The 15,130-nt window shown below is 72.2% G+C and carries 11 protein-coding genes; 5 read left to right on the top strand and 6 right to left on the bottom strand.

Annotated features, from left to right (window positions below):
* Nucleotides 1-549 precede the first annotated feature (549 nt).
* Both FHS39_RS21735 and ptsP read left to right on the top strand, forming a co-directional pair.
* Nucleotides 550-999 carry a PTS sugar transporter subunit IIA gene (locus tag FHS39_RS21735; RefSeq protein ID WP_184351085.1) on the top strand — a complete coding sequence of 150 codons (450 nt, stop codon included), beginning with the start codon at nucleotides 550-552 and terminating at the stop codon, nucleotides 997-999.
* 247 nt (nucleotides 1,000-1,246) lie between these two features.
* The gene (gene ptsP, locus FHS39_RS21730) at nucleotides 1,247-2,917 is read left to right on the top strand and encodes a phosphoenolpyruvate--protein phosphotransferase (RefSeq protein ID WP_045934509.1); all 1,671 of its coding nucleotides are present in this window, start codon (nucleotides 1,247-1,249) and stop codon (nucleotides 2,915-2,917) included.
* Nucleotides 2,918-3,021: 104 nt separating this feature from the next.
* Here ptsP and FHS39_RS21725 read toward each other — a convergent pair whose 3' ends face one another.
* Both FHS39_RS21725 and FHS39_RS21720 read right to left on the bottom strand, forming a co-directional pair.
* Nucleotides 3,022-3,927, bottom strand: coding sequence for a hypothetical protein (locus FHS39_RS21725; RefSeq protein ID WP_184351084.1), 906 nt, complete (start codon nucleotides 3,925-3,927; stop codon nucleotides 3,022-3,024).
* A gap of 67 nt (nucleotides 3,928-3,994) precedes the next feature.
* Nucleotides 3,995-6,004: an acetoacetate--CoA ligase gene (locus FHS39_RS21720; RefSeq protein WP_184351083.1), complete on the bottom strand. Its 2,010-nt coding sequence runs from the start codon at nucleotides 6,002-6,004 to the stop codon at nucleotides 3,995-3,997.
* A gap of 209 nt (nucleotides 6,005-6,213) precedes the next feature.
* Here FHS39_RS21720 and FHS39_RS21715 point away from each other — a divergent pair, with 209 nt between their 5' ends.
* From FHS39_RS21715 to glpK, 3 genes are all read left to right on the top strand, one after another.
* Nucleotides 6,214-8,568: a glycoside hydrolase family 31 protein gene (locus FHS39_RS21715; protein WP_184351082.1), complete on the top strand. Its 2,355-nt coding sequence runs from the start codon at nucleotides 6,214-6,216 to the stop codon at nucleotides 8,566-8,568.
* A gap of 63 nt (nucleotides 8,569-8,631) precedes the next feature.
* Nucleotides 8,632-9,420: a M15 family metallopeptidase gene (locus FHS39_RS21710; RefSeq protein ID WP_184351081.1), complete on the top strand. Its 789-nt coding sequence runs from the start codon at nucleotides 8,632-8,634 to the stop codon at nucleotides 9,418-9,420.
* A gap of 84 nt (nucleotides 9,421-9,504) precedes the next feature.
* Entirely contained in the window at nucleotides 9,505-11,019 is a 1,515-nt protein-coding gene (gene glpK, locus FHS39_RS21705; protein WP_184351080.1) for a glycerol kinase GlpK, read from the top strand.
* Between the two features lie 4 nt (nucleotides 11,020-11,023).
* On the opposite strand, the gene FHS39_RS21700 is transcribed toward glpK, so the two are convergent.
* The 4 genes from FHS39_RS21700 to FHS39_RS21685 form a co-directional block, all read right to left on the bottom strand.
* Nucleotides 11,024-11,632 carry a GTP-binding protein gene (locus tag FHS39_RS21700; protein ID WP_184351079.1) on the bottom strand — a complete coding sequence of 203 codons (609 nt, stop codon included), beginning with the start codon at nucleotides 11,630-11,632 and terminating at the stop codon, nucleotides 11,024-11,026.
* 98 nt (nucleotides 11,633-11,730) lie between these two features.
* The gene (locus FHS39_RS21695; RefSeq protein ID WP_184351078.1) at nucleotides 11,731-12,150 is read right to left on the bottom strand and encodes a DUF742 domain-containing protein; all 420 of its coding nucleotides are present in this window, start codon (nucleotides 12,148-12,150) and stop codon (nucleotides 11,731-11,733) included.
* An 8-nt stretch (nucleotides 12,151-12,158) separates the two neighbouring features.
* Nucleotides 12,159-12,620 (bottom strand): roadblock/LC7 domain-containing protein, encoded by a 462-nt coding sequence (locus FHS39_RS21690; RefSeq protein WP_184351077.1) that lies wholly within the window; start codon nucleotides 12,618-12,620, stop codon nucleotides 12,159-12,161.
* Nucleotides 12,617-14,965 carry a sensor histidine kinase gene (locus tag FHS39_RS21685; RefSeq protein ID WP_184351076.1) on the bottom strand — a complete coding sequence of 783 codons (2,349 nt, stop codon included), beginning with the start codon at nucleotides 14,963-14,965 and terminating at the stop codon, nucleotides 12,617-12,619. Before FHS39_RS21685 ends, FHS39_RS21690 begins: the two co-directional genes overlap by 4 nt.
* Nucleotides 14,966-15,130 lie beyond the last annotated feature (165 nt).

The following is a 15,130-nucleotide window of genomic DNA, read 5'->3' as shown; positions in this document are numbered from 1 at the left end:
GAGCGGCACAGCCAGGCGGAATAAGCCCGGCCGTGCACAGCGTCCTCGCTGTGTGCCTTCCCTAAGGAAGGACTTTTAAAGGAACCTCATCCATCGAGATGGACGGGGTGTCAACATATCTGGCGTTGACTTTTGGCACGCTGTTGAGTTCTCAAGGAACGGACGCTTCCTTTGGTCCCGTTTCACCGGGCCCTCCGGGCGCTTCCCTTCGGTGTTTCACACTCTATCAGGACTTTTCCCGCTTCCTTACCGCCCCGCTTTCCGTGAAATTCGCACACGGAAAACCAGAGCAGATCCGGAATTGGATCTTATCCGATGAGAGGTGCCGCCCCCGTCGCGCCGCAGTTGTCTGCAAGCCTCGGTCGTGGGCAGGGATCTGACAGTACATGTCCCGCACACGCGAGGCAAATCGATTACGGACCGCACACGCTCACCCCTCGCGCGCTCGTGCGGAATCCTTAGTTCCTATGACATACGCTTCTGGCCAGTGCGCCGTCCAGGACAGGCAGTGACGGCGCGTGATGAATCTTCACCCCTGGGAGGCTTCCCATGACCACCGTGACGTCCCCGATCGCCGGACGTGCCATCGGACTCGCGGCAGTGCCCGATCCGGTTTTCTCCGGCGCGATGGTGGGACCCGGTACCGCTATTGACCCCGTGCGCGAGCCCGCGACGGCGGTCTCGCCCGTTGACGGTGTCATCGTCTCGCTTCACCCCCACGCGTTCGTCGTCGTCGACAGCGAGGGCCACGGCGTGCTGACGCACCTCGGCATCGACACCGTCCAGCTCAACGGCGAGGGCTTCGAACTGCTCGTCAACAAGGGCGACACCGTGACGCGCGGACAGGACGTCGTGCGCTGGAACCCCGTGGCCGTCGAGGAGGCCGGCAAGTCCCCGATCTGCCCGGTCGTTGCGCTCGAGGCCACGCCGGACGTGCTGGCCGATCTCCGCGACGACAGCGATCTCAAGGCGGGCGACGTCCTCTTCACCTGGCAGTGAGCCAACGCCATCTGCGACGTATCCCAGATGGCGTTACTCATCATCCACAGCGGCGGACAAGCCGCAGCATTTTAATTTCAACCGGACACGGGTGAAGTGACTCCGCCCCATATGCGGGGCTTCCCCCTCAACTCCGCGGAGCTGAGGCGCGGTCAAGCCCTGACCGCTGCCCAAAGGGCAGGGCACCACGCTACCACGGCATGTGTCGTGGATCACCCGGATCTCTTTGTCCCGGAGAAGAGGAACGATGGAGACAACGCTGCGAGGCGTCGGCGTGAGCCACGGTGTGGCGATCGGCGAGGTGCGGCACATGGGCACGGCGGTCCTGGAACCGCCGGCCAAGCAGATCCCGGCCGACGAGGCGCCGCGCGAACAGGGTCGCGCACGCCAGGCGGTCGAGGCTGTGGCCGCCGACCTCATCGCACGCGGCAACCTGGCCGGCGGCGAGGCCCAGCACGTGCTCGAGGCCCAGGCCATGATGGCGCAGGACCCGGAGCTGATGGCCGACGTCGAACGGCGCATCACCGTCGGCAGCACCGCCGAGCGCGCGGTGTACGACGCCTTTGCCGCCTACCGGGCGCTGCTCGCCAACGCGGGCGAGTACCTGGCGGGCCGGGTCGCCGACCTCGACGACGTCCGCAACCGCATCGTCGCGCGACTGCTGGGCGTGCCGATGCCGGGTGTGCCGGACAGCGACGAGCCGTACGTCCTCATCGCGCGGGACCTGGCGCCCGCCGACACGGCGCTGCTGGACCCCACGCTGGTGCTCGGCTTCGTGACCGAGGAGGGCGGGCCGACCAGCCACAGCGCCATCCTCGCCCGGGCGCTGGGAGTGCCCGCCGTGGTCGCGCTGCCGGGCGCGGGTGAGCTTGCCGAGGGCACGGTGGTGGCCGTGGACGGCAGCACGGGCGACATCTTCGTCGACCCGAGCGAGGAGAAGCGTGCCGAGCTGACGAAGGCGGCCGAGGAGCGCAAGGCGGCGCTGTCCGCTTCGTCCGGCCCGGGTGCGACGTCCGACGGGCACAAGGTGCCGCTGCTGGCGAACGTCGGCGGTCCGGCCGACGTGCCGGCCGCCGTCGAGGCGGGTGCGGAGGGCGTGGGCCTGTTCCGCACCGAGTTCCTCTTCCTCGACGACAGCAAGAAGGCGCCGTCCGAGGCCAAGCAGATCGAGGCCTACCGCAAGGTGCTGGAGGCGTTCCCCGAGGGCCGTGTGGTCGTCCGGGTGCTCGACGCGGGCGCGGACAAGCCGCTGGACTTCCTGACCCCGGCCGACGAGCCCAACCCGGCCCTGGGCGTGCGCGGTCTGCGCACCCTGCTGGACCACCCGGAGGTGCTGCGCACGCAGCTCACCGCGCTGGCCAAGGCGGCCGAGGGCCTGCCGGTCTACCTCGAGGTCATGGCCCCGATGGTGGCGGACCGGACCGATGCCAAGGCGTTCGCCGATGCCTGCCGGGAGGCCGGGCTGCAGGCCAAGTTCGGTGCGATGGTGGAGATCCCCTCCGCCGCGCTGCGGGCGCGCTCGATCCTGCAGGAGGTGGAGTTCCTGTCGCTGGGCACCAACGACCTGGCGCAGTACACCTTCGCCGCCGACCGTCAGGTCGGTGCGGTCTCGCGGCTGCAGGACCCGTGGCAGCCTGCGCTGCTGGACCTGATCGCCGCGTCGGCCGAGGCCGCCAAGGCCGAGGGCAAGAGCTGCGGTGTGTGCGGCGAGGCCGCGTCCGACCCGCTGCTCGCCTGTGTGCTGACCGGGCTGGGCGTGACGAGCCTGTCCATGGGTGCCGCGTCGATTCCGTATGTGCGCGCCACGCTGGCCAAGCACACGCTGGCCCAGTGCGAGCGTGCGGCGGCGGCCGCGCGGGCCACGGACTCGGCGGAGGAGGCGCGGCTCGCCGCGCAGGCGGTGCTCTCCGGCGAGTGAGCGAGTGAGCCGTCGGCGGTTTCGCCGATGAGCTGATGTGCCCAAGAAGAAGGGGTGCCCCACCGGACCGGTGGGGCACCCCTTCTTCTTGGGGCCCCGGCCTGTCAGTCGAGGTCGAGCCGGATGCCCTCCCGGTAGGCGACGCCGTGCTCCGGCGGTACGGGCTCGCCCGTCTCCGCGTCCGTGCAGTAGGCGGAGAAGACCTCGGCTTCGGTCAGTGGCCGCAGCCCGCCGTCCTTGAGCTTCCAGCCGCGGACCGTGACGGGCCGGCCGGGGGTGGTGCTGCGCATGACGACTCCGCCCGGACGGTTCGTGGCGATGCCGGCTGCCAGGACCGTGCAGAAGACCAGGGCCGCCGCCTCTCCCATGTGCAGCGTGCCGTCTTCGGCGCAGTCCGCGGGCAGGACGGCGATCAGCGGGGTCTGGCCCTCGGCGGGGACGCTGCACACCAGGTGGTGCGTGCCCGTGCCCACCGCTTCGAGGAGCCGTCGAAGGATCTTCGAGGCCCGGGCGAAGGCCGCCCGGCCGATGTCCTCGCCGCAGGAGGCGCAGTCGCCGCTCTGGAGCAGGGCCGAGGCGTATTCCCAGGTGGCGTGCTGCTCGGTGTCGTCGACGAGGCGGGGCAGCAGCCGGGACAGCGGCTGGCCTTCGTAGGGGACCTTGGTGCCCGCGGCCGCGATCTCGGCGGTGTAGCGGGTCCGGCTGGCGGGGGTGTCGGGGTCGAGGTGCAGTTCGGTGCAGTACTCCTCGAAGCCGACGGGGTCGAAGAGGGCGACGCTGGTGTAGGTGCCCTGGGCGGTCAGGGCCCTGAGCAGCCCCTCCACCTGCTCCAGATAGGTGGCGTGATCATCGAAGTCGAAGCTGGTGTACCGCCGCATGGCCGCGAAGTCCCGGGGCACGGCCAGGACGGCCACGGTGCTCGGTGTCTCGGAGCGCAGCCTGCGGCGTGCGGTGGGCCGCTGCCGGCGGCGGGCGGTCGGCCGCCGCCGGTCCTTGTGCGTGTGCGCCATGAACTCTCCCCCTCAGCGCGAGTGATCGATGCTCACTCACCGTAAGGGGAGCCACTGACAACGGCCGTCAGCCGCGCTCGCGCGCCAGCTGCTCGTAGAAGTCCAGGAGCGCGACGTCGTCCACGGAGCCGGGGTTGACCGCCTTCTCCAGCGGCGTGCCTTGGAGCAGGCGCTTGACGGGGACCTCGATGCGCTTGCCGGTGAGGGTGTGCGGGATGCCCGGCACCTCGATGACCTCGTCGGGGACGTGGCGGGGCGAGAGCTGTTCGCGGATGGTCCGCTTGATCACGTCGAGGAGGGCCTCGTCCAGGACGGCGCCGGGCGCGAGGTGGACGAAGAGGGGCATCCAGTAGCCGCCGTCGGGCTGTTCGACGCCGATGACGAGGGATTCGCGGATCTCCGGGAGGCGTTCGACGGCCTCGTAGATGTCGGCGGAGCCCATGCGGACGCCCTGCCGGTTGAGGGTGGAGTCGGAGCGGCCGTGGATGACGACGCTGCCGCGCGAGGTGAGGGTGATCCAGTCGCCGTGGCGCCAGACGCCGGGGAACATCTCGAAGTAGCTCTCGCGGTAGCGGGCGCCGTCGGGGTCGTTCCAGAAGGTGACGGGCATGGACGGCATGGGGTTGGTGACGACGAGCTCGCCGACCTCGTCGGTCATGGGCCTGCCGTGGGTGTCCCAGGCCTGCAGGTCGGTGCCCAGGCAGGGGGCCTGGAGTTCACCGATGTAGACAGGGAGGGTGGGCACGGCGCCGGCGAAGCAGCTGCAGACGTCGGTGCCGCCGCTCACGGAGGCGATCCACATGTCTTCCGCGACCCGGTCGTGGATCCAGCGGAAGCCGTCGGGCGGCAGCGGCGAGCCGGTGGTGGCGACGCAGCGGACGGTGGAGAGGTCGAAGTCGCGGCCTGGGTGGACGTCGGCCTTGCGGCAGGCCATCACGTAGGCGGCGGAGGTGCCCAGGAGCGTGGCCCGGGTGCGTTCGGCGACGCGCCACTGCGCGGCGGTGTCCGGGTGGCCGGGGCTGCCGTCGTAGAGGACGACGGTGGAGCCCGCGAGGAGGCCGGAGACGAGGAAGTTCCACATCATCCAGCCGGTGGAGGTGTACCAGAAGAACCGGTCGCCGGGGCCGAGGTCGCAGTGCAGGGTGAGCTGCTTGAGGTGTTCGAGGAGGATGCCGCCCTGGGACTGGACGATGGCCTTGGGCAGGCCGGTGGTGCCGGAGGAGTAGAGGACCCACAGCGGGTGGGCGAAGGGGACCTGCTCGAAGACCGGCTCGGCGGCCTTGGAGGTGAGGTCGTCCCAGGCGAGGGCGCCTTCGGGGGCCGGCGTGCCCAGCAGCGGGATGTGCACGACGGCACGCACGGTGGGCAGTTCGGCGCGCAGTTCGGTGACGACGTCCGTGCGCTCGTGCCGCTTGCCGCCGTAGTGGTAGCCGTCGACGGCGAACAGCACGACCGGCTCGACCTGCTGGAAGCGGTCGAGGACGCTGCGGGCGCCGAAGTCGGGGGCGCAGGAGGTCCACACGCCGCCGACGGCGGCGGTGGCGAGGAGCGCGACGACGGCCTGCGGGACGTTGGGCAGGTAGCCGCTGACGCGGTCGCCGGGGCGGACGCCGAGGCGGCGCAGCTCGGCGGCGAGCGAGCCGACCTGGCGGCGGAGTTCTGCCCAGGTGACGGTCCTGGGGTCGTCGTGGGTCTCGTCGAGGTGGAGGAGTGCGGGTTCGTCGGCGCGGGCGGGGTCCCCGGCGGCGCGCAGGGCGTGTTCGGCGTAGTTGAGGGTGGCCCCGGGGAACCACTGGGCGCCGGGCATGGTGCGGTCGGCGAGCACGCGCTCGTAGGGCGCGGTGAACCGTACGTCGCACCATTCGCAGACGGCCTGCCAGAAGGGTTCGAGCTGTTCGACGGACCAGCGGTGCAGGGCCGCGTAGCTCGCGACGGGGTCGCCGGGGACGGGGGCGGGCGCGCCGTGCTTCTGGGCCGCCCAGGTGTGGAAGCGGGTGACCTGTGCACGGGCGATGCGGTCCGGGCCGGGGCTCCACAGGGGCTGCGGGCTGTCGGCGGGCTGCGGTGCGGTGGTCATCTGGCTGCTCCCGGGCTTCTGCGCGTCGTGGGCGGCGCCGTGCGCACGGCTGGGTCTGCGCGTGCGGAGGCTGAGCAGGACGATGCCATGTGATCGACTCCGGCACCAGAGGCGGCGGCGTGCGAGCCGGTCGGGGCTTGTCGGTGCGGGGGGTGAACGGTGGTTGAACGGTACGCGTGGCCTGGGGGGTCGGTGGCAGGCTGAGCGGCATGGATGCGGGTGACAAGTGGATGGCCGCGCTGCGGACGGTGGGGACGGGGCAGGGGCTGCGGTCGGTGCGGTCCGCGTGGCGGCGCCGGTGTGCGGATGCGATGGGGCTGCCCCGGCCGGGGGCGGAGCGGGCGCGTGTGCCGGGGGTGGCGCAGGGGGCGGAGCCGGAGCCGGGGGGCGGGGTGGTGCGGTTCGCGCGGTCGTCGCTGCGGGTGCGGGTGGTGGCGGGTGGCGCGGTGTTCTGCGGCTGGGACGGTGCGGAGCCGGAGCCGTCGTACGCGCTGGCCGGGGCGTGTCCGGAGGTGGACGAGCGGGCGGTCCTGGAGCCGGACACGGACGGCGGCTGGCGAGTGGTGTCCGAGCGGGTGCTGGTGGTGGTCTCGCGGCACGGTGCGGTGGAGGTGCGGACACCGGGCGGGGTGAGGCTGCGGCGGGATCTGCCGCCGCGGTGGTGGGAGCCGGTGGATCCGCAGGCGCAGGACGGCGGGGGTCCGCGGTGGGTGCAGCGGTCGGAGCTGGCGGCGGACGCCCGGTTCTTCGGTCTGGGGGGCCGGGCGGCGGGGCCGCGGCTGCGGGCGGGGTCGTACCGGCTGTGGAACACCGATCCGGGGGGCGTTTTCGAGCCGGGTGACGATCCGCTGTACATCACGATGCCGGTGCAGCTGGTGGTGGCGGACGCGGGGTCGCATCTGGTGTTCCACGACAACTCGTGGGACGGCCGCGTCACCTTGTGGGAGGGCGAGGAGGGGGCGGGGTCGGGGCACGACCGGCCGGGGCGGTGCGAGGTGCGCCTGGAGGGGGGTCCGCTGCGGTACTGGGTGATGGCGGGCACTCCGGCGCGGGTGCTGCACGACTGGGCGGCGCTGACCGGGGGTGCGGCGCTGCCGCCGGCGTGGGCGCTGGGGCATCACCATGCGCGCTGGGGGTTCGGCAGCGAGCGTGAAGTGCGGCGGGTGGTGGAGGGCTACAAGGAGCGTGGTCTGCCGCTGTCGGCGGTGCATTTGGACATCGACCACTACCGGGGGCACCGGGTGTTCACGGTGGACCGCGAGCGGTTTCCCGATCTGCCGGGGCTCGCCGCCGACCTGCGGCGGGACGGGGTGCGGCTGGTGTCGATCGTGGATCCGGCGGTGAAGGCGGAGCCGGGGATGGCGGTGTACGAGGGCGGGCGGGAGGCGGGGGCGTTCGTCCGGGACGCGCAGGGGCGGGAGGTGCGCGGTGAGGTGTGGCCGGGTGAGTCGGTCTTTCCGGATTTCACCGATCCGAAGGCCCGTGCGTGGTGGGGCGGGCTGTATGCCGAGCGGCTGGCGCAGGGGTTCTCGGGTTTCTGGCACGACATGAACGAGCCGGTGTCCTTCGCGGCGTTCGGGGATCCGACGCTGCCGCGTTCTGCCCGGCATGTGCTGGAGGGCCGGGGCGGCGATCACCGCGAGGCGCACAACGTCTACGGGCTGACGATGGCGCGGGCCGGTTACGAGGGGCTCGGCGCGCTGCGGCCGGGTGAGCGGCCTTTTGTGTTCTCGCGGTCGGGCTGGGCGGGCATGCAGCGCTATGGCGGCACGTGGTCCGGTGACGTGGTGACGGGCTGGACGGGGTTGCGGGCGTCGTTGGCGCTGGTGCTGGGGCTGGGGTTGTGCGGGGTGCCGTATTCGGGGCCGGACATCGGGGGTTTCACCGGTTCGCCGTCGCCGGAGCTGTATCTGCGGTGGTTCCAGCTGGGCGCGTACCTGCCGTTGTTCCGTACGCATTCGGCGATTTCGGCGGGGCGGCGGGAGCCGTGGGAGTTCGGGGCCGAGGTGCTGGAGCACGCGGGGGCGGCGTTGCGGGAGCGGATGCGGCTGTTGCCGTATTTCGTGACGCTGGCGCATCTGGCGCGGCGTACGGGGGCGCCGTATGCGCGGCCGGTGTGGTGGCGTTCGCCGGAGGACAGGGCGCTGCGCGACTGTGAGGACGAGTTCTTACTGGGTGATTCGCTGCTGGTGGCGCCGGTGCTGGAGGCGGGGGCGGACCGGCGGGCGGTGCGGCTGCCGCGCGGGCGGTGGTACGACACGGTGACGGGGCGGGCGCACGAGGGGCCGGGTCAGGTGTTGCTGGATGCACCGCTGTCGCGGATTCCGGTGCTGGCCCGGGCGGGTTCGGTGATTCCGGTGGCGGGTGCGGAGGGCGGGGTGGAGCTGGAGGTGTGGGCGCCTGCCGCGGGGCGTACGGGCGGTGGGGTGCTGATCACGGATGCGGGTGAGGGGTGGGAGCGGCCGGAGGTGGTGCGTTTTACGACGCGGGCGCGGGGCGGGGTGGTGACGGTGGAGCAGGAGGGCGCGCCGGAGCTGGCGTACCCGGTGCGCATGCGCGGTTGACGGGGGTGCGCGGGGGCGTGGGCCCTCTTCCTCCGCGCTCTTCGGGCTGGTATCAGGAGGGGCATGCCGAGACTCTCCGCCGCCCTGCGTGCCCTGGTGCTGCCTCTCGTGGCCGTCGTGGCCCTCTCCTCCGCCCCGGCGGCGGCGCGGGCCGAGCAGCGGTCGTCCGGGCTGCCGCCGGGGTTCACGGAGCTGGCCGACGTGGATCCGACGATCGTGCAGGAGATGCGGTACGCCACGGTGCACAACTTCACCGGCGTTCGCGTCGAGGGCTATCAGCGGCCGCGCTGTCTGCTGACGCGCCCGGCGGCGAAGGCGCTGCACCGGGTGCAGCGGGGGCTGCTGCGCCGGGGCTACACCCTCAAGGTGTACGACTGCTACCGGCCGCAGCGCGCGGTGGACGCCTTCGTCGCATGGGCGAAGGACCTCGACGACGTGCGGATGAAGGCGGAGTTCTATCCGAGGGTGGAGAAGTCGAGGTTGTTCGAGGACGGCTACATCGCCGCGAAGTCCGGGCACAGCCGGGGCAGCACGATGGATCTGACCGTCGTGCCGCTGCCGGTGCGGCGCACCCGGCCGTACGTTCCCGGTGAGCCGCTGGTGCCGTGCTACGCGCCGAAGGCGGCGCGCTTCCCGGACAACTCCCTGGACATGGGGACCGGTTTCGACTGCTTCGACACGCTGTCCCATACGCTCGATCCGCGGGTGCAGGGGGCGCAGCGGGCCAACCGGCTGCTGTTGAAGTCGGCCATGGAGGCGGCCGGTTTCGTCAACCTGGCGGAGGAGTGGTGGCACTACACGCTCCGGAACGAGCCGTTCCCCACCACCTATTTCGACTTCCCCGTGCGCTGACGCGACCGGCCTTGACGCTGCCCGGGGGCCGCAGAACACTGCCCGGTGCCATGCGCCACCGCAGCCTCCCGATCAGGAGACGCCATGACGGGTTCGTACGTCGCCGCGATCGACCAGGGCACCACGTCCAGCCGCTGCATCGTCTTCGACCGCAGCGGCCGGATCGTCGCCGTCGACCAGCGCGAACACCGGCAGATCTTTCCGCGGCCCGGCTGGGTGGAGCACGACGCGGGTGAGATCTGGGCGAAGGTGCAGGCGGTGGTGGCGGGTGCGCTCGCGCGGGCGGGGCTGTCGGCGGGCGAGGTGAGCGCCCTGGGCATCACCAATCAGCGTGAGACGACGGTGCTGTGGGACCGGGCCACCGGCAAGCCGGTGCACAACGCGGTCGTCTGGCAGGACACCCGCACCGCGGCCCTGTGCCACGAGCTGGGCGGGGCGCAGGGGCCCGACCGGTTCCGGCAGGCGACGGGGCTGCCGCTGGCCTCGTACTTCTCCGGCCCGAAGGCCGCCTGGCTGCTGGAAAAGGTGCCGGGCCTGCGGCGTCGCGCCGAGAACGGCGAGATCGCGTTCGGCACCGTCGACTCCTGGCTCGTGTGGAACCTGACGGGCGGTACGGACGGCGGGGTGCACGTCACCGACGTCACCAACGCCTCGCGCACCTTGCTGATGAACCTGGAGACGCTCCAGTGGGATCCGGCGATCCTGTCGGCCCTGCGGATCCCGGAGGCCATGCTGCCCGAAATCCGCTCCTCCGCGGAGGTTTACGGCAGGGCCACCGGCAAACTGGCAGGCGTTCCGGTGGCCGCCGCGCTCGGGGACCAGCAGGCGGCGGTCTTCGGGCAGACCTGCTACCGGGTGGGCGAGGCCAAGAACACCTACGGCACCGGCAGCTTCCTGCTGCTGAACACCGGCACCAGGCCGGTGGCTTCGAAGAACGGCCTGCTGACGACGGTGGGCTACCGGCTCGGCGGCGAGGAGCCCGTCTACTGCCTGGAGGGCTCGATCGCCGTCACGGGCGCCCTGGTGCAGTGGATCCGCGACCAGCTGGGCCTGATCCGCTCGACCGACGAGATCGAGCCACTGGCGGCGAGCGTCCCCGACAATGGCGGGGCCTACATCGTGCCCGCCTTCTCCGGCCTGTACGCGCCGTACTGGCGCTCGGACGCCCGCGGGGTCGTCACCGGGCTGACGCGCTTCGTCACCCGGGCGCACCTGGCACGGGCCGTGCTGGAGGCCACGAGCTGGCAGACGCGTGAGGTGGTGGACGCGATGTACCAGGACTCCGGGGTGCGCATCACCGAGCTCAAGGTGGACGGCGGGATGACGGCCAACGGGCTGCTGATGCAGCACCAGGCGGACGTGCTGGGGGTGCCGGTGATCCGCCCGGTGGTCTCGGAGACGACGTGTCTGGGCGCGGCCTACGCGGCCGGCCTCGCCACCGGTGTGTGGGACGGGCCGGACGAGCTGCGCACGCACTGGCGGCGCGATGCCGAGTGGACGCCGTCGATGCCGGCCGAGGTGCGGGAGCGGGAGTACCGCAACTGGCGCAAGGCCGTGGAGCGCACCTTCGGCTGGCTGGAGGAGGGCGAGGGGGCGTAGCCGCTCACACGGCGGCCGTGCGGCGTGCGGCACTGCTGGCCAGGGCGTGTTCGACGACGGAGACGAGCACGTCCTTGGCGGACTCCCGGTCGCGGGCGTCGCACATCACGACCGGCACGTGGGGGTCGAGGTCGAGCGCGTCGCGCACGGCTTCCTCGGGGTGCCGCTCGGCGCCGTCGAAGCAGTTGACGGCCAGGGTGAAGGCGATGCCGCGCCGCTCGAAGTAGTCGACGGCGGCGAAGCAGTCCGCGAGCCGCCGGGTGTCGGCCAGCACGACCGCGCCGAGCGCGCCCTGGGCCAGCTCGTCCCACAGGAACCAGAAGCGCTGCTGGCCGGGGGTGCCGAACAGGTAGAGGACCAGGTCTTCGCGCAGGGTGATCCGGCCGAAGTCCATGGCGACGGTGGTGGTGTGCTTGCCTTCCACCCCGTCGATGTCGTCCACCGGGCGCCCCGCCTCGGTCAGCAGCTCTTCGGTGCGCAGCGGCTGGATTTCGCTGACGGCACCGACGAGGGTGGTCTTGCCGACGCCGAAGCCGCCCGCGACCAGGATCTTGAGGGCCACCGGAGCGGCGGCGGGCCGTTTGCGGCCGCGGTCCAAGCGCCCGAACACCATGGGTTTCTTCCTCCGATTCAAGGTGGGTACGGCAGCGCGCTCCCCCGTGCCCGGTGATCGTTCCGCATGGACCGCCGCCGGGACAAGCCCCGGGCCCCTCACAGGGCCCGCAGGCCTTCGATGACCTCGCGCAGCACGTCCTCGGCGGGCAGTTCCGCGGGCGGCACCGGGCGGGTGACCTGCACATACCCGGCGTCGATCAGATCGCCGACGAGGACGCGGACCACGCCGACCGGCAGGTCCAGCCCGGCGGCGAGTTCGGCGATGGAGCGGGGCTCGGTCCGGGCGAGGTCGGCGATGTCGAGGTGTTCCGGGGAGAGGGTCGGGTCGACGATGGCGTGTGCGCCTTCGGGGTGCCCGGCCCAGAACTCCTCGGCCACGACCAGTGCGATGAGGTCCAGCCGCTCCTCGTCAGCGGCCCGGGTGCGGCCGCGCGTCATGGCGTACGGGCGGACCACCGGGCCCGCCGCGTCGTCGTACCAGCGCGCGGCCGTCCCCTCACCACCGTCTGAGGTCATGCCGCCGCTCACGCGCCGGCGACACCGGCGCGCGGAGCAGTGGCCAGGTGCGCTCCCACACGTTTGACCAGCAGCGTCATCTCGTAGGCGACGAGGCCGATGTCGGAGTCGGCGTCGGCGAGCACGGCGAGGGCGCTGCCTTCGCCGGCCGCGGTGACGAACAGGAAGGCCTGGTCCAGCTCGACGACGGTCTGCCGGACGTCACCCGCCTCGAAGTGCCGCCCCACGCCCTTGGCGAGGCTGTGGAAGCCGGAGGCCACGGCGGCCAGGTGCTCGCCGTCCTCGCGGCTGAGGTCCTTGGAGGCGCCGGTGGCCAGGCCGTCGCCGGACAGGACCAGTGCCTTGCTGATGGTGCCGACGCGCTCGACGAGGTCGTCGAGGAGCCAGTTGAGGTCGCCCGTGCCGGTGGTCGGCCGGCCGGGGGCCGTCCCCGTCGGAGCGTTGCTTGTGTCGGCCTTCGGTGCGGTCATCGACCGTCCCCCTCAATTGTCGTTCCTGGTGCAGGCGTTCCGGTGGGGTCCGCCTCGTTGTTCCCCCGATGGCCGGGGGGAGCTTCCTCCCGCCCCCGCTGCCAGCCCCGCTGCAGGGCGGCCATGCGGGCCCGTACCTCGTCGGCGTCGCGCTCGGGGTCCGGGTCGGCGGGGTCCGGGGCCGGCCGGGGCCGGGCCGCGGTGGGTTCCTTCAGTTGCGGGGCGAGGCTGGCCTGGCGGACGCGCCGGGGCAGCCCCCCGGTGGGGGTCCGCTCCTCCTCGGCGGCCTGCTGGTGCTGCTCGCCCGAGGGCACGGCCGGGGCGCCGAGGGTGGCCCAGCCCCGGGTGGGCTGTTCGACCGCGGCCGCGGGCCCGGGGCCGGGAGGCGTCACGTGCGCGCCGGGCAGCGGCTGCCCGCCGGTGTCCTCGTCCCATGCCGCGCGGGTGCCGGGAGGGCTCTCCACGAGCAGCGCCGAGGGGATGAGGACGACGGCCGTCGTGCCGCCGTATGGGGAGGGCTGCAGCGAGACCCGGACGCCCTGGCGCTGGGCGAGGCGGCTGACGACGAAGAGGCCGAGGCGGTCGGTGTCGGACAGCTCGAACTCGGGGGTCTCGGCGAGCCGGAGGTTGGCCTCCAGCAGCGCCTCGGGGCTCATGCCGAGGCCCCGGTCGTGGATTTCGAGGGCGAAGCCGTTGGAGACGCGCTCGCCGACGACGTGCACGGCGGTGTGCGGCGGCGAGAAGACCGTGGCGTTCTCCACGAGCTCGGCCACCAGGTGGGTGAGGTCGGCGACGGCCGGGCCGCTGAGGGCCAGGCGCGGCATGCGGCGCACCTCGATCCGCTCGTACGCCTCGACCTCGGCGACGGCGGCCCGTACGACGTCCATCAGGCGGATCGGCTTGCGCCACTGCCGGGAGGGGGCGGCGCCGGAGAGGATGACCAGGCCCTCGGCATGGCGGCGCATGCGGGTGGTGAGGTGGTCGAGGCGGAAGAGGTCGGCGAGTTCGCCGGCGTCCTCGGTGCGGCGCTCCATGGTGTCCAGGAGGGTCAGCTGGCGGTGCAGCAGGACCTGGCTGCGGCGGGCGAGGTTGACGAACACCTCGGAGACGCCGCGGCGCATCTCGGCCTGTTTGACGGCGGCTTCGACGGCGGCGCGCTGGAGGGTGCCGAGCGCCTGCCCGACCTGGCCGAGCTCGTCGGGGCCGTAGGCGCGCAGGGGCGCCTCGGCGTCGACGTCGACGCGTTCGCCCGCGGCCAGGCGGCGCATCACGGCGGGCAGGCGCACGCCGGATATCTCGTGGGCCTCCTTGCGCAGCCGCCGCAGGTCGCGGACGAGGCCGCGGCCGACGCGCAGGGAGATGACGAGGGAGGCCACGAGGGCGATGAGGCCGAGGACGCCCGCGACGGCGGCCTTGGTCAGGACGGTGATGGCGATCGGCTCGACGCGGCCGGCGTAGCGGTCGTTGGCCGCGGTGCTCATCTTGCCGAGGTCCGCGAGCACGGGGGCGACGGCCGCGTCCCAGCGCCGGGCGTCGGCCGCGTGCGTGGTCTGTCCCGGTCCGGCGAGGAGGACGGCTTCCTCGGCGTTGCGCAGCGCCCGGGCGTGGGCGCTGTTCCAGTAGTCGTCGAAGACCTTCTGGTCGGCGGCGGGCAGAACGTCGAGGTTGGTGCTGTAGAGGATGTTGCGCTCGGCGATGCGGTCGGAGAAGGCGCGCAGGTCCTGCCGGCTCATGCTGCCCGCGGCGAGGCCGGAGGCGAGCAGGGCGTCCTCGCGGGCGAGGGCCTCGCGGGCGCGGGCGATGCCGACGAGGGCGCGGCCCTGCTTGTCCATGTCGGGGTCCGGGACGACGCTGAGGCTTCCGGTGAAGTCGTAATAGGGCTCGACGAGTTCGTTGTAGGCCTGGAACGCGGAGAAGCGGGTGACGGTGTTGTCCTCGACCTTGCGGCGGAGCCCTTCGATGTCATCGAGGCTCTTCTCGATGGCACGGAAACGATCCTTCGCGGCCGGGCTCATATCGCTGCGGGCATCGGCGTCGGCGCGGGAACGGAAAACGGCGACCATTTTGTCGGTGGTGCGCTGGCGGGCGCGCAGATCTGCCAGTGCGCCGGCGCGGCCGGGGTCGGCGAGGTAGACGAGGGCCTGACGGCGCTCCTTTTCCAGGGCGCGGGCCATGTCCTCGGTCGGATAGCCGAGTTTGCGCAGCACATCGGCGACGGAGAGCAGCTCGATGGCCTGTTTGCCGGTGATGACGGTGGCGAAGGCCCACAGAGCGGTCAGGGACACCAGTGGCACCAGCAGCAGCGCCACGATCTTCCGGCGGATCGATTTCCCGCGAAAGCGCATGGCCTCCCCTATGACAACCCCGGTGCCCCGGGGGTGGTGTTCCGACAGTAATGCGGCGAGAGCCTACTACTGCGAAGTGTGCAGCTCGAAGGCCAGTGCGGTCAGCGGGTCGCCGACCGGTGGAGTCTGGCCTGATTTCCCCTCCCCTTTCTCCGCTTTCCTTGG

The organism is Streptomyces olivoverticillatus, assembly GCF_014203555.1.
Lineage (GTDB): Bacteria > Actinomycetota > Actinomycetes > Streptomycetales > Streptomycetaceae > Streptomyces > Streptomyces olivoverticillatus.
Note: the sequence above shows the minus strand (reverse complement) of the source record. Positions and strands in the feature narration are given on the sequence as shown.